The organism is Campylobacter massiliensis, from assembly GCF_014253065.1.
Taxonomy (GTDB): domain Bacteria; phylum Campylobacterota; class Campylobacteria; order Campylobacterales; family Campylobacteraceae; genus Campylobacter_A; species Campylobacter_A massiliensis.
In genome coordinates this window covers 52,958-66,255 of record NZ_JACLZK010000001.1, presented here as the reverse complement: position 1 = coordinate 66,255, position 13,298 = coordinate 52,958, and the positions used below count along the sequence as shown (strand labels likewise).

13 protein-coding genes are annotated in these 13,298 nt (G+C 46.3%); 4 read left to right on the top strand and 9 right to left on the bottom strand.

What is annotated here, in order from left to right:
* Positions 1 to 156: 156 nt before the first annotated feature.
* Both H7R39_RS00285 and H7R39_RS00280 read left to right on the top strand, forming a co-directional pair.
* Positions 157 to 1,491 carry an MBOAT family O-acyltransferase gene (locus H7R39_RS00285; RefSeq protein ID WP_185897464.1) on the top strand — a complete coding sequence of 445 codons (1,335 nt, stop codon included), beginning with the start codon at positions 157 to 159 and terminating at the stop codon, positions 1,489 to 1,491.
* On the top strand, positions 1,491 to 2,600 hold the full coding sequence (locus H7R39_RS00280; RefSeq protein WP_185897463.1) for an SGNH/GDSL hydrolase family protein: 1,110 nt from the start codon (positions 1,491 to 1,493) through the stop codon (positions 2,598 to 2,600). Before H7R39_RS00285 ends, H7R39_RS00280 begins: the two co-directional genes overlap by 1 nt.
* Positions 2,601 to 3,143: 543 nt before the next feature.
* Here the strand turns inward: H7R39_RS00280 and H7R39_RS00275 are convergent.
* The 7 genes from H7R39_RS00275 to nspC all read right to left on the bottom strand — a co-directional run bounded on the left by H7R39_RS00275 (position 3,144) and on the right by nspC (position 10,370).
* Complete coding sequence (locus H7R39_RS00275; protein WP_185897462.1) at positions 3,144 to 3,773, bottom strand: NAD(P)H-dependent oxidoreductase; 630 nt, start codon at positions 3,771 to 3,773, stop codon at positions 3,144 to 3,146.
* Between the two features lie 131 nt (positions 3,774 to 3,904).
* Positions 3,905 to 5,416 (bottom strand): disulfide bond formation protein B, encoded by a 1,512-nt coding sequence (locus tag H7R39_RS00270; RefSeq protein ID WP_185897461.1) that lies wholly within the window; start codon positions 5,414 to 5,416, stop codon positions 3,905 to 3,907.
* A gap of 46 nt (positions 5,417 to 5,462) precedes the next feature.
* Entirely contained in the window at positions 5,463 to 5,630 is a 168-nt protein-coding gene (locus H7R39_RS11515) for a hypothetical protein (protein WP_002949057.1), read from the bottom strand.
* A gap of 450 nt (positions 5,631 to 6,080) precedes the next feature.
* Positions 6,081 to 7,103 (bottom strand): selenide, water dikinase SelD, encoded by a 1,023-nt coding sequence (gene selD / locus H7R39_RS00260; RefSeq protein ID WP_221892055.1) that lies wholly within the window; start codon positions 7,101 to 7,103, stop codon positions 6,081 to 6,083.
* Positions 7,100 to 7,696: a sulfurtransferase-like selenium metabolism protein YedF gene (yedF, locus tag H7R39_RS00255; protein WP_185897460.1), complete on the bottom strand. Its 597-nt coding sequence runs from the start codon at positions 7,694 to 7,696 to the stop codon at positions 7,100 to 7,102. Before yedF ends, selD begins: the two co-directional genes overlap by 4 nt.
* Positions 7,697 to 7,832: 136 nt before the next feature.
* Positions 7,833 to 8,780 (bottom strand): formate dehydrogenase subunit gamma, encoded by a 948-nt coding sequence (locus H7R39_RS00250; RefSeq protein ID WP_185897459.1) that lies wholly within the window; start codon positions 8,778 to 8,780, stop codon positions 7,833 to 7,835.
* A 450-nt stretch (positions 8,781 to 9,230) separates the two neighbouring features.
* Entirely contained in the window at positions 9,231 to 10,370 is a 1,140-nt protein-coding gene (nspC, locus tag H7R39_RS00245) for a carboxynorspermidine decarboxylase (RefSeq protein WP_185897458.1), read from the bottom strand.
* Positions 10,371 to 10,461: 91 nt separating this feature from the next.
* On the opposite strand from nspC, the gene H7R39_RS00240 reads away from it, so the two are divergent.
* Positions 10,462 to 10,683, top strand: a complete 222-nt coding sequence (locus H7R39_RS00240) for a MoaD/ThiS family protein (RefSeq protein WP_122862513.1) — start codon at positions 10,462 to 10,464, stop codon at positions 10,681 to 10,683.
* Position 10,684: 1 nt separating this feature from the next.
* Positions 10,685 to 11,119 (top strand): molybdopterin synthase catalytic subunit, encoded by a 435-nt coding sequence (locus H7R39_RS00235; RefSeq protein WP_185897457.1) that lies wholly within the window; start codon positions 10,685 to 10,687, stop codon positions 11,117 to 11,119.
* Between the two features lie 124 nt (positions 11,120 to 11,243).
* On the opposite strand, the gene H7R39_RS00230 is transcribed toward H7R39_RS00235, so the two are convergent.
* Both H7R39_RS00230 and yedE read right to left on the bottom strand, forming a co-directional pair.
* Positions 11,244 to 11,876 carry a tetratricopeptide repeat protein gene (locus H7R39_RS00230; RefSeq protein WP_185897456.1) on the bottom strand — a complete coding sequence of 211 codons (633 nt, stop codon included), beginning with the start codon at positions 11,874 to 11,876 and terminating at the stop codon, positions 11,244 to 11,246.
* 351 nt (positions 11,877 to 12,227) lie between these two features.
* Complete coding sequence (yedE, locus tag H7R39_RS00225) at positions 12,228 to 13,295, bottom strand: YedE family putative selenium transporter (protein ID WP_185897455.1); 1,068 nt, start codon at positions 13,293 to 13,295, stop codon at positions 12,228 to 12,230.
* Positions 13,296 to 13,298: the final 3 nt, after the last annotated feature.

Genomic DNA, 13,298 nt, shown 5'->3' with positions numbered 1-13,298 from the left:
GCCGTTTTAAACTCAAATTTAAGCCCCAAATTTGACGGCGAATTTAAAACACGCGCAAGCAAAACCGCAAGTCAAATTTTAAATTCCCGTCAAACGCAAATTTAACCTAACCCAAAATAATTTTTTTATATAATTACGCAAAAATTTAGGCGGGATATGAATCTTTTTTCCATAGAATTTGGCTTGTGCTTTTTTATTTTTTGGCCGATTTATTATTTTTTAAACACACGCCCGCACCTGCAAAAAGCCGTTTTACTCGCTTTTTCTTATCTATTTTTAGCCTCGTTCGGGCTTAAATTTCTAATCATAAATTTTATCTTTAGCACCGCGATTTTTCTTTTTGCGAGGGCGGCTCAGAGCAAGGACTCCGCGATTCCGTTCGCTGCGGGCGTTATTTTCGTGCTTTGCGCGCTTGCGTTTTTTAAATACGGCGGGTATTTTACGATCAAATTCGGCGTCATGAGACTTGAAACCATCATTTTACCGCTTGGCATTTCGTTTTATTCGTTTATGAGTATTTTGCTACTAAAAGCCGTGCGAGAGGGCGAACTAGAGGCGCCTAGCTACCTTGATACGCTGATTTTTCTTAGCTTTTTTGCTGCGGTTATTTCGGGCCCGATTTTGCGGCCAAAGCCATTTTTCGAGACGCTAAATTCGCCCAAGGTTTTTCGCGCTAGCCCCGTCATATTCGCGCTTTTGTGCTCCGCGCTTTTTAAAAAACTCATCGTCGCAAACCATCTTTTCGAGATAGTTAATCCCGTTTTTGCCGCACCCACCCTACCCGCCTCGCAGCTTCTTGGCGCGCTTTTTGGCTACAGCGTGCTGCTTTACGCCGATTTTAGCGGCTACGTGGACTTCGTGACGGCGCTAGGACTCATGTGCGGTTTTGTTTTGCCGCAAAACTTCAACCGTCCTTTTACGGCGCGAAATTTAAAAATTTTCTGGCAAAATTGGCACATCAGCCTTATGAATTTTTTTAAAGAGTGCGTCTATTTCCCGCTGGGAGGCAGTCGCGGCACGCAGGCGCAGACGCAGCTAAACGTGATGCTAGTCTTTGCGATCTCGGGCGTCTGGCACGGTGCGGGACTTAGCTTTTTACTCTGGGGGCTCATCCACGGCCTTGGCGTCGTGTTTTTAAACTTAACCGACGAGCGCAAATGGCCAAATTCGGCCATACTTGGACGATATTTTACGTTTATTTTCGTGAGCATGGTTTGGGTCTTTTTCACGATGGATTTTGAGGGGGCGGTGCGCTATATCGGGGCGATTTTTAGAAACTCGGGCGGCGAGCTTCTTGCGATTTGCGCGCTGTTTGCGGGCGTTTTTGCCTTTGTATTTTTATACGCCGCGCTTGACGTTTATCCAATTTTAGTTAAATTTTTTGAAAATATAAACGTTATTTTTTCAGCCGTTTTTTTGGCGATTTTTGGGATAATTATTTACTTTTTGATGCCGTCCGGTATGCCTAACTTTATATATCAAGGATTTTAATGAGAGCGTTTTTTGGGGTATTTCTCGCATTTTTTACGCTGATTGCGCTATTTTTGCGACCGCTGTCAAACTACTACGAAGCCAAATATCAAAAGGATTTTTTCATCACAGACGAGCGCGCGATGGCACTGAGCGATAAATTTATAAGCGCGGCGGAGGACGGCTTGCAGAGTACAAAATCGGCCATTGATAAATTTACGGGTATTTTTTCTGGCGATAAAAAACAGGTCGCAACTAGCGCTAAAACGGAGCAAAATCTAACCACACCGCAAATCGAGCCAGCAAATTTAAACGCTCAAAATACGCAAAATTTAACGCCTAGTATCGGTGCGGTAAAAGAGGCTAATTTAACTGCGCAAACCGCTCAAATTTCTCCTGCTAAAACCGCTTTAAATTTAGACAAAAACGGCTCGCTAGCGTCAAATTTAACGCCGAGCGCTCCAAGCAAAACAAATAAATCCGCGACTTTTGATATCGAGCTAAACGAAAATTTGGGCATCATTTTGATAGGCGACTCCATAATGCAAGGCTTTGGCTGGGGTTTTGAAAACGCACTAAAAACGAGCAAAATCTCAATCAAAAATATGGCAAAAGCAAGCACGGGGCTAACAAATAAGAAATTTTACGACTGGAGCGAGGAGCTAAAGGCGGCGCTAGCAAGCTTAGAAAATCGCCCGCAAAATTTGCTGATATTCGCGCTTTTTGGCGCAAACGACGCTTATAGCTACACCTTTGACGAGCAGGCGCTGGACTTTGGCACAGACGCGTGGCGCGAGGCCTACGAGGGCAGGATCGCCGAGATCTACGAGATCGCAGGGCAGCACGGCGCGCAGGTCGTATGGCTGGGAGTGCCGTGTATGAAAAGCGAGAAATTCGACAAAAAAATGAAGGCGCTAAACCTGATATACAAGAACTCGGCGCAAAAATACGGTGCGCGCTACATAGATATCAGCGGCGCGATCTGCGATAACGGCAAGTATCTAAAAGAGGGTGCCGACAAAAAGCCGCTACGCAAGGATGACGGCATGCACATCAGCATGAACGGCGCTAAAAAGATCGCCGTCTACGTCGTGGACAAACTGCTAAACGGGCAGAGCGATAATTTTTAGCCTAATTTGAGTTTGGCTAAAATTGCAAGCTCCGTAAATTTTCACGGTCAGAAATTCTTAAAATTTGGAATTGATGGAATCGGCAAATTTAAAATTTCGCCGAATTTTGTGTCTTAAATTTGAGCAAATTTTCCGAGCCGTTCGCAAAATAAATACGGGCGCCCGCAACTGGCTTACGCCGACTTTCACGGCGCAGCGCGGCCAAATGCTCGCTCGTATAAAAGTGAGTATCGCGCGAAATAAGCGCGGTCATTTTTTGCCCAAGCAATTATCGCGTCTTGCAGTTTCTCTACGGCTGTCCTAGATAGCGCTACCGCTTGTCAAACGGCAGTTTATCAAAAATCTTTGCCGCAAATATACAAACCGCGTTTGGCGCCTTCGCGTCGTCTGCGGTGTGTGTGCTACAACTGTAGATTTGTCGCCTTAGCAAATAAATTTGCATAAATTTGAGCAACAAAACTCGAATTTAAAATCTAGCCGGCGTCAAAACCGCGTTGAGTTCGCGCCGACTAAGTTAAATTTAAATTTACGTAGCTGCTAAATTTAGTAAATCCACTTCACGACGTCGCTTAGTTCGCGGCGGTATTTTATCGGCTGCGGGTTTAGGCGGTAGCCAAATGGCACTACGATAGCCACTCTTTGCTCACTCTCATCAAGACCTAAAATTTCATTTAAAGCGTGTCTATCAAAGCCTTCGATCGGGCAGCTATCTATGCCAAGGCTCGCGGCTGCGTTCATCATATTTGTCGCAGCTATCATGCACTGCTCGTGCGACCACTGAAATGTTAGCTCATCGTCGTTTTTGAAATTTGATAGCAAAAAGTCGTGATAAAATTTCTGCCTTGCAGCGATCATCTCAGGCTCTTTATCTGCGCGTCTAGCGATCATTTTATCAACATAGCTGCTGCCAAATTTTATCTCTTTGACCTTTGCTAAGACGACCACCAAATGCGAGCAAGATGTGATCTGCACTTGATTCCACGAGACTTCGCGGATTTTTTGCCTTAGCTCCTCGTTTTGCACGACTAAAAAGTCCCACTGTTCAAGCCCCGTAGAGCTAGGACTTAGCCTGCCGGCCTCCAGGATAAAGTCGAACTCGCCCGCGCTGATCTTTTTGTTCTCGTCAAAAACTTTGCACGCATGACGAAATTTCATAGATTCTAAAAAATTCATTTTCGCTCCTTTGATTTTATGGTTACGCTAAATTATATAAAATTTGACCGAATTTAAGCTTAAGAAGTATTCAGGATGGAGGCAAATTCGCCCGCTTTACGCGGACGGATTTGCGCTGGTTTGGGCTAAATTTACTCGCCCAGAGGGTTGTTTAGCTCAACGACGTTTACTTTGCCGTCCTTGTGAGCTAGAGCGTAGATGCTACCGCCCTTTACCGCTAGTCCGGAGATATCGCCGATTTGCGGCATAGCGTAGGCGTCGACTACCTTCGCGTCCGCAAGGTCGATCACGAGCAAGGTATTGTAGTTTTTGGAGTAGGCCAAAAACTTACCGCCCGCGATATCGCCAGCCGTGACGTAGTAGTCTTTTAGATCGCGTTTATCTTTTAGCGCGAGGCTCGAGGTTACGATAGTTTCGCCGCTTAGCATTTTGTCCTTGCTATCTACTTTTATGAGGATCAAGTTCTTAGCGCGCTCGTTCGGCACCGTAATCATATACATGTAGGTGCTTTGCGGGTCTTTTGCGAGCGTTAGGACGTATTGTTTTTTCGCTCTTATAGTTAGAAGCGCCGGGCGGTCGAACTTCCACGCAGACTCGAGCCCACCGGTGCTCTCTCTAAAATATCTCCACTCGTGATACGCGTCCACATTTTGGGCAGGTTTAACGGCAAATGTCGTTTTGTTAAAGCCCGTAGTCACCAGCATATCGCCCACAAATGTCGATGCGACAGCCTTTTTGATATTGCGGCCGTTTGGTTTGTCGATGATAGCATGAGCGATCTCTTTAAAATTCGCATCCGTAAAATAAACGCCCCCTTCGGTGTTTGAGATGCCAAAAGTATCATTTTTAGCGTTATACGCAAGTCCGCTCGTTACGCCTTTGCCAAAAATCCCTTTTGTTTCAAAAGGAAGCGGGAAGCTGTTTTTCACACTAAGCGCAGGCTTTACGTCAACAAACGCGCCGGCACTTGGATCTTGGTTAAATTTGACGCTTATATCTTTAGGCTCGCCTGCTATAAACGGATCCTCGACGACGTTTGCGCCGACAAATGAAAACGGCTTTTCAAACCTTTTCCAAACGCCTGAGGTCCAAGTATTGTTTAGGCTGATACGCTCAGGATCGCCCTTGCCGCTATACGGAGGGATGCCTGCTGAGATTAGCGCCTGAACGGCATTTGATAGGATCACAAATAGGCTCAATGCGATCACAAATTTTGAATACACGCTAAGAGGCTTGATCCTAGTGTCAGAGCGCGAGATATCGTCCGAGACGACCTTATCTTTAGCAAAAAGCATCATAAGCCCCATCGCCACAACCACGATCCAGTACACCAAAATACCCCACGTATACGTGTGTGCGCCGAATATATCGCCGCCAAAGCCCATGCCCACATCTCTATATAAACTAAAGCTCGCATGCCTAAGCGTCATGAAAATACCGTATGCTGCGCCAAAAAGCACGGCGGCTATGTAGCGCGCCTTTAGGCCGTAGCGCAGTATCAAAATACCAGCGACGCCGACCACGACCATGCCGATGCGCTCCCACCAGCAAAGCGTGCAAGGGCCCTCGCCGATGACGTAGCCAAGATAAATGTTTGCGATACCGACTGGGATAGCAAGCACGAGCAAGACCGCGGTGGCCATGACGAAGTCGAAATTTTTCTCGTTAAAAAAAGCTCATCTAGACCTCCTAATACGCCGCGTAAGGCAGCAGGGACGTCCAGCTGGCGATGAAAAACATGATAAAGCAAATCGCCGTCCCCACGGCAAATGCGCCAAACGCTAAGCCCTCTTTTTCAGGCTTTTTCCAAGCTATAAAAACGGCTATAGCTAAAAAGAGAAACGATAAAAATTCCATTTTATCTCCTTTGTGTCATTAATATTAGTTTGTCATTTTAATTTAATTCTTTTATATTCTTGCTTAAATTTTGAGATATTTTTGATAACACATTGCAGATTGCTTTAAAATTTGGGGAGGAGTTTTTTATAAATTTAGCAGGTTTGGTTCACGAGAAAATAGTAAAATTTGCGAATTTCAAGGGCAGGCTTAGCTGTAAATTTATGATTTTGTTTTGCAAGATTTTACTAAATTTTATTTTTAAGGATTTTGGCTGTTACGGATTTTAGCAGCTAAAATTTGACTAAATTTATATTTAGAAAACTTGGCTGTTTTAGTGATTTATGCAAATAAATTTGATTAGGCTTGCTGTTTTGCCTATCGCTTGGCTGATTTTAAACCATCTCAAATTTGACCAAATTTACGGCCGTCAAATTTACGCCAAATTTGTAAGCTTAAATTTAAAGCCGCCTAGCATAAATTTATGCCGTATTCGCCGCGTTTTTTAACTATGCCCACAACCGCGCTACTTTCGTAACCGGCCTCTTTTAGACGAGACAGAGCCAAATTTACCTCGCTTTGCGGAACTGCGAGCAGTAATCCGCCGGAAGTTTGCGCGTCGTAAAGTAAGATATCAGCGTCGCCGCCAACGAATTTGCATGCAAATTCGCGGTTTTTGTAGCTACCCTCGGGGATGATGCCCATATCGGCAAACTCGCGCGCAGCTGCTATCACGGGCACGTTATCGGCGTAAATTTCAAAGCTGATTTTTTTGTTTAGCATTTCGCTTAAATGCCCTAAAAAACCAAATCCCGTAACGTCGGTCGCCGCCGTTACGTTGATGCATTTTAGCGCGTCCACGGCATAGAAATTTAGCTGCCGCATCGTCTCGACGGCCTGCTCGATTTGGGTCAAATTTAGCAAATCAGCCTTGATCGCCGTGCTCAAAATGCCCGTTCCCAGCGGCTTTGTGAGTATGAGCGCGTCGCCCTCTCGCGCGGCATTGTTTGACCAAAAAGATTTTGGAGAAACGACGCCCGTGACGCTAAGTCCGTAATACATCTGTTGCGTCTCGATCGTGTGTCCGCCCACAATCACGCCGCCGCATTCGGCAACTTTATCCCGTCCGCCGCGTAAAATTTCGCCCAAAATTTCGCCGCTTAGGTTGCAACTGTCAAAACCGACGATATTTAGCGCGTTTAGCACCTTGCCGCCCATCGCAAACACGTCGCTTAGGCTGTTTGCGGCCGCTATCTGGCCAAATATAAACGGATCGTCCGCCACCGGCGTGATAAAGTCTAACGTCTGCACGAGCGCGATGTCGTCCGTGATCTTAAAGACGCTCGCATCCTCGTTCGTGCCGATGTTTGAGAGCAAATTTGGGTGAGCTAAATTTAAATCGCCGATAGTTTTGTTTAGACCCGACGGGTCAAGCTTGGCTGCTCAACCCGCCGCTCGGACGAATTTCGTGAGACGTTTGTCGTTATAAATCATAGTTTGATTTGCTCGTGCGTAGTTAAAATTTGCATGACTTCGTAGGCGTTTGACATCTCGCCGACGCTTAGGTCGCTTACTAGCTTATACGCCTCAAGGCAACTGCCGCAGCTTAAAATTTTAACGCCCGCAGCTTCTAAATCTTTAAGCGGTTTAAAGCTCGGATGAGCGCGGTTCGTCGTTATTTTGACGGCGTTATTTACGCAAATGACGTACTCCGGTTTTTCCACCTGCAAAAGCGCGCCTAAAAATTTAGCTAACAAGCTAACGCCCACGTCGCCGCTTCCGGCGTATTCTTCATTTAGATAAACGACTGTTTTTTTGGTCTTTGGCGTGATTTCGCAGACGAATTCGTCAAAATTCGTTAGCTCAAGTTTGGATTCGCCTTTAACGGCGGTGATTTTTGTCTCGGCGCCGTTTTGTTCAACGCTAAATTCGACGTTTTGGTTTTTTAAAAAGCGGCTGATATTTTCTTTGGGGGCGATAGAATTTACTAAAATCTCGAGCTTTTCGCCGTTTTTTAAGCTTTCAAGCGCGTTTTTGGTCTTGATTACCGGCTCAGGGCAAGCTAAATTTCTACAATCGATTTGCATGATTTTTCCTTAAATTTATTACTCTTCAACCTGAAGTCTAGTGGGAATTTTATCTAAAAGATTTTAAATTTCGTATAAAAAAGAGGCTTGCAAACTCGCCTCTGAGGCAAAAAGGAGAAAAATTTCTCCTTTTTTATTATTTTAATTTTGGATAAGTTTTTTCGTATTCAGATACCGGGATTTTGTTTTTAGAGATGAGCTCTTGGTACCAGTAGTGGTGAAGTACGTAAACCTCTTCTTCTTCTTTATAGCCCGTTATCATCGACCAGATAGCACCGTGTATCGCGATAGCCGCCATGTAGATGTGTACTAGGAAAAATACCGCGCAAACGATACCAAGAACATTATGAACTAGCGCAGAAGCTCTTAAAACTTCGATCTGAGATACACCCAGCCAGGTTGCAACGTCCGGGGTTCTAAAGTCAAGGAAAAACATCGCTGCGCCGGTTAATATCATCACGATACCGCCAGGGATCGCTACCCAGTACCACGCCTTTTGGCCGGCATTAAATTTGCCAGCAGGTACGGGACGTTTAACCTTTGAGAGATATCCGCCGACGATCAGCATCCATCTGATATCATAAACCGCGGGCAGCATCCTCACAGTCCAAGCTATCAGCATCGGAGGTACCGAAACGGCAAATAAAATAGTAGCTAATCCGTGGATGTCTTTGCAAAATCTAACAAACGCGCCGCCGCCAAGCTCAGCGCCCCACATCATGATGACGCCGGTCGGTATGAGCACTATCCATGCGATCGCCGCAGCACCGTGAGATACGCGCTCTATCATATTAAATGCATAGACTTTTTTGCCGTCGTGGCTGAAGTGTTTCGGTCCGATGATCAAAAAGTGCAGAACGAACGCGCCGATGACAGCCAAAATAAGCGACAAAGCCGCTATGGCGAAGTAGTCGTTGCCCTGAATGAACGTGAAAATCGGCCCCAAACCGTCTTCGTAAGGCTTAATGTTTTCGATTCTACCGGCAGCCCAGATATTGCTCTGGTATTGGTTCGTGCTAGGACTCGCCTCGATAGCGAAGGCCCAACAGGCGAAAACCGAAAGCAAACTAAAAATTCTCGTCATGCTATCTCCCTTTGGTTTTGTTTTCCGCCTTAAAAAGCTCGTCGTGGTCGGCATCCAGCCAAAGGCTAAATTTTCGCGGATTTTCGTGAAATTATATCAAAAAATAACGTAATGCAAGCTTAGCGCCGAAACACCGCTTTTTTAGGCGGTTATGGCGCATTTTTATCAAAATCGGGGTCAAATTTATAATCCGCTATACTAATTCATTTATATAAGCTAGATTTTATTTATCTTAAATTTAACTTCGTTTGGGATTAAATTTGCGACAAATTTGGCAAACGATAATCCAAATTTTAAATTTGACGCTAAAAAGGTGCAGGTTTAGCAAGCCCGCACGCCAGGCGCAAGCCAAATAAAAGATCGCCGCAAAATTTGATAAATTTATCGCCAAAAACGGCGCCTCAAAATGTCAAATTTGCATCATAAACGGCGCGGTTCCTGGCGTCAAATTTAGTTTCGCCTCTCGTACTCTTCAAAGCCGAATTCCCGCACGGTTACAAGCTCGCCGTTTTCTTTTAAAAGCAGCAAATCAGGCAGCTTTATGCCGTTAAAGGTCGTGTTTTTCACGATCGTGTAGTGGATCTGATCCTCAAATATCACCTTATCGCCCACGCTTAGCGGCGCGTCAAATTTATACTCCGGCTCGCCCGCGTCAAGTCCCACGATATCGCCTGCTAGACAGGTATTTCCGCCGAAGCGGTAGATAAATTTACCGCCCTTGCTCTCGCCTCGCACCGCCGGTCGGTACGGCATCAGCACCGTGTCTGGCATATGCGCCTCGGCTGAGACGTCTAGGATGGCTATAGTTTTTTCGTTTTGCACGAAATCAAGCACCGAAGCAGCTAAAAATCCCGTCTGCCAGCCCACCGCTTCGCCGGGCTCTATATAGACCTCGACGCCGTATTTTGCGCGGAAGTTTTTGATCAAATTTATGAGCAGATCCACGTCGTAGCCCTCTTTTGTCACGTGATGTCCGCCGCCGAAATTTACCCACTTCATGTGTGGGATAAACTCGCCGAATTTCTCCTCAAACGCCATTAGCACGGTCTCCAGACTCTGCGCGCTCTCCTCGCAAAGCGCGTGAAAATGCAGTCCCGTGATACCCTCAAGCGCGTCTGCGTCAAAATTTGCGCGAGTGATGCCTAGGCGGCTATAGCGACCGCACGGGTTATAAGCGTCAGTCGGCGCGACGGAGAGCTCCGGATTTACGCGAAGGCCGCAGGTAACGCCCGCGACTAGGGCTTTTTGCTTAAATTTAGCCCACTGCGCAAAGGAGTTAAAGACCACGTGTTTTGAGAGCGCTAGCACCTCATCTATGTCCTCGTCTTTAAAAGCGGGAGAATACGTGTGTATCTCGCCTCGAGCGTATTTTGCGGCAAATTTAGCCTCGTGTAGGCCGCTGCATGTCGCGCCGTCTAGATATTCGCCGACAAGCCCCATCACGCCGCTAAATGCAAAGCCTTTTAGGGCGACTAGCACCTTCGCGCCGCTTTCATCCTTGACGCGTTTTAAAATTTCGAGATTTTTGCGCACTTTGGCCTCTTCACAGACGTAGGCGGGCGTTTTTATTTTGCTTAATATTTCGTTCATTACGGCTCTTTCGTTTAAAATTTGACGTAAGTATATCTAAATATTTTTTTAAGTAAAATCAAGAAAAAAATTTAATTTCAAAGGCGAATTTATGGTAGAAATCGAGTTTTTGGGCCCGATAAAGATGCATAATTTAAAGCTAGAAGCGGCAAATTTAAGCGAAGTAAAAGAAAAACTAGGCGAATACGCGCAGCTCGGCGAGTGGCTAAAAATCTGCGCCGTCGCCGTAAACGACGAGATCGCGAGCTCTCTTGACGCGCCGCTAAAAGACGGTGATAAAATTTCCATTTTACCGCCGGTTTGCGGAGGCTGAGATGCAGATTTTTGAAGGAAGCCTAGACGCCAAGGCGATCACAAACGCCTGGTACGACGAGTTTAAAGACAAAAACTGCGGCGCGCTCATCACGTTTACGGGCATCGTGCGCGAGGAAGGCGGCATAAGCGCGCTTAGCTTTGACATCTACGAGCCGATCCTGCGCAAATGGCTAACTGACTGGGAGCAAAAGGCGAAGGATCTGGACGCATACGTGCTTTTTGCGCATTCACGAGGCGACGTGCCGGTGCACGAGAGCTCCTACGTCGCAGGCGTCATTAGCCCGCAAAGAAAGGTCGCCTTGCAGCTAATAAACGAGTTTGTAGAGGACTTTAAGGCTAACGCGCCGATCTGGAAATACGACGTCGTGGGAGGCGAGCGCATCTACGCAAAAGAGCGCAGCCAGGCGATCAAAGGCGCCGGACTACTAGCGTAGCGCCGCTTTTTATTAGTTTTATATAGACTCGTAAATTTGATTAAATTTTAGTTTGAAACGACACTCAGGTAGTGACAAAATGCGCTTTTGCCACTACCTTTAAGCTCAATTTGCAAACCTGAAATCACTTTAGAGCCTCGTATTTCTCGCACGCTTGTAGCCATATCTTCTTTTGCTCCTCAATGACTTGCGCGCTGCGGTCGTTTTTACCTAGATCGCATGCTTTTTTGAAGTATTCTTCGGCTGTTTTAAAAGATGCTTCCGACTTGGTTTTTTGACCGATAAGCTCGTTAGCAAGCGCAAAATTTGAGCAAGCACCCCAAAGCCCTTTATCACAAGCTATTTTTATATAGCCTAGCCCTTTTATGGCATCTGCTTTTACACCCTGGCCCTTAAAATACATGGCTCCTACGTTTTGGCAACCAAAAACGTCTCCGCCCTCGCAAGCCTTTACGTATAACTCCGCGGCTTTATCAGGGTCTATAACGACGCCTTGGCCGGTAGAATACATAAAACCGAGATTCGAGCAGGTTTTGTAGTTATTTCCGTCGCAAGCTTTCGCAAAAAATTTCGCGGCTTTTTCGTAATCTTTCGTAAAACCGTTATCGCCCATATAGTACGATATCCCGACGCTACCGCATATAATAGCGTCTCCAACCTCGCACTTTTGCTCAAATTCACGTATCTGCGCCTCGTTAAACGAAGCGGCAGAGACCAAAGAATACGCCGCAACCAAACAAAAAATTACTTTTTTCATTTTCTTTTTCCCTAAAATAAATTTTAAATCTATTTTACGCCGAGGCGCATTAAATATCTATAAAATCGATATTATCCTAGTTTTTGTCTTTTGGTCACATAGAGAAACTTGCAAAAATTTAATATTTTATTCGTATTTTTGTCTTGTGGTTGATTTTAAATTTAAGCTAAATTTGACCCACCGAGACCCGTACCGCGAAAATGTCAAATTTGGCAAGATATGAAGCAAATATTCTAGACAGAATAGGCGTAGTTTAACTTTAAAATTTTAACCCGTTAGGGCGCGTATATGCAATACCTAACCGAAACGGGTTTAAAATTTTAAAGCTTGAAATCCGTCATTTATGGGGAATCAAGCGGCTTTTTTGTGAAAAAATCCTACATAAACCGCAAAAACAAACCCCACCGTCACCGCCCACGGAGCCGCCGCCGTTATGGCGCTCGGAGAGCTAGCGAGCAAGAAGTTATGCGCTACGGCCGCGCCAGCCGCCATACCGATGACAAAGATTACCGAGCTTAGATTGCCCGTACCCATTTGCACGAGATGCTTGCCTGGGCAGCCTTCGCTAAGGCTAAAGCAAAGCCCAGCTAGCGTCATGCTAAGGAAGTTCCAAACCACGTCGTTGTGCGCGATAGGCTGGCCCTCGAAGCCAAATTTATACTGCCCGAGCGCCAAATTTACGATGCTGGCAAAAACGACGATACTGATAATGCCCGTAAACATCGAGAAATCCCCTTTAAAAAGCCTGCCAAACGCTCCGACGCTACAAAATTTGCTTTTGTGCATTAGCGCGCCCACGACGACGCTAAATCCAAGCGAGATCAGGATCGGAGCGTGCATGGAGCCAGGGCCCTTTGCGGAGGTAAAAAGCGCGCCGTTTTCGCCAAGCTTTAGTCCTAAAGCCAGCGCCGCAAGCAGCAAAATACCAATAACCGTCGGCAAAACGCCTATCGCGGCCTGAGTTTTAGTCTCGTGCGTGAGGCCGTAGCCGAGCTTTTTGAAAAATACGCCCGCACACACGCCCGCAAAAATACCGACGACTCCAGCAACCGCGGTCATATCGCCGCCACCAAGACGCAAAAACGCTCTCCACGGGCAGCCCAAAAACACGAGGCAGCCGATCATCGCAAAAAATCCGAGAAAAAAGCGCACGAAAGGCGACGAGCCCGTGGTCGCGCTAAACTCCTTCGTCCAAAGCACGCTAGCTAAGAAGCCGCCCAAAATGAGCCCGATGATCTCCGGGCGCACGTACTGCACGACTCCTGTGCGGTGAAAGCCCAGCGCGCCCGCCGTATCGCGCAAAAAGCAAGCCGCGCAAACGCCCATGTTGCCTGGGTTGCCAAAATACACGAGCAGTGCGCCTAAAGCGCCGAGCGCCGCACCTGAAACGATAAACCATTTTGAATTTGATAAATTCATGAA

Bases quoted from the DNA above. Each gene is read 5' to 3' on its own strand.
- H7R39_RS11515 (WP_002949057.1), bottom strand. From the start codon at position 5,630: ATGGAATTTTTATCGTTTCTCTTTTTAGCTATAGCCGTTTTTATAGCT.
- H7R39_RS00280 (WP_185897463.1), top strand. From the start codon at position 1,491: ATGAGAGCGTTTTTTGGGGTATTTCTCGCATTTTTTACGCTGATTGCG.
- H7R39_RS00250 (WP_185897459.1), bottom strand. From the start codon at position 8,780: ATGACGAGAATTTTTAGTTTGCTTTCGGTTTTCGCCTGTTGGGCCTTC.
- H7R39_RS00285 (WP_185897464.1), top strand. From the start codon at position 157: ATGAATCTTTTTTCCATAGAATTTGGCTTGTGCTTTTTTATTTTTTGG.
- H7R39_RS00270 (WP_185897461.1), bottom strand. From the start codon at position 5,416: ATGGCCACCGCGGTCTTGCTCGTGCTTGCTATCCCAGTCGGTATCGCA.
- yedF (WP_185897460.1), bottom strand. From the start codon at position 7,696: ATGCAAATCGATTGTAGAAATTTAGCTTGCCCTGAGCCGGTAATCAAG.
- yedE (WP_185897455.1), bottom strand. From the start codon at position 13,295: ATGAATTTATCAAATTCAAAATGGTTTATCGTTTCAGGTGCGGCGCTC.
- H7R39_RS00275 (WP_185897462.1), bottom strand. From the start codon at position 3,773: ATGAATTTTTTAGAATCTATGAAATTTCGTCATGCGTGCAAAGTTTTT.
- H7R39_RS00230 (WP_185897456.1), bottom strand. From the start codon at position 11,876: ATGAAAAAAGTAATTTTTTGTTTGGTTGCGGCGTATTCTTTGGTCTCT.
- H7R39_RS00240 (WP_122862513.1), top strand. From the start codon at position 10,462: ATGGTAGAAATCGAGTTTTTGGGCCCGATAAAGATGCATAATTTAAAG.
- H7R39_RS00235 (WP_185897457.1), top strand. From the start codon at position 10,685: ATGCAGATTTTTGAAGGAAGCCTAGACGCCAAGGCGATCACAAACGCC.
- nspC (WP_185897458.1), bottom strand. From the start codon at position 10,370: ATGAACGAAATATTAAGCAAAATAAAAACGCCCGCCTACGTCTGTGAA.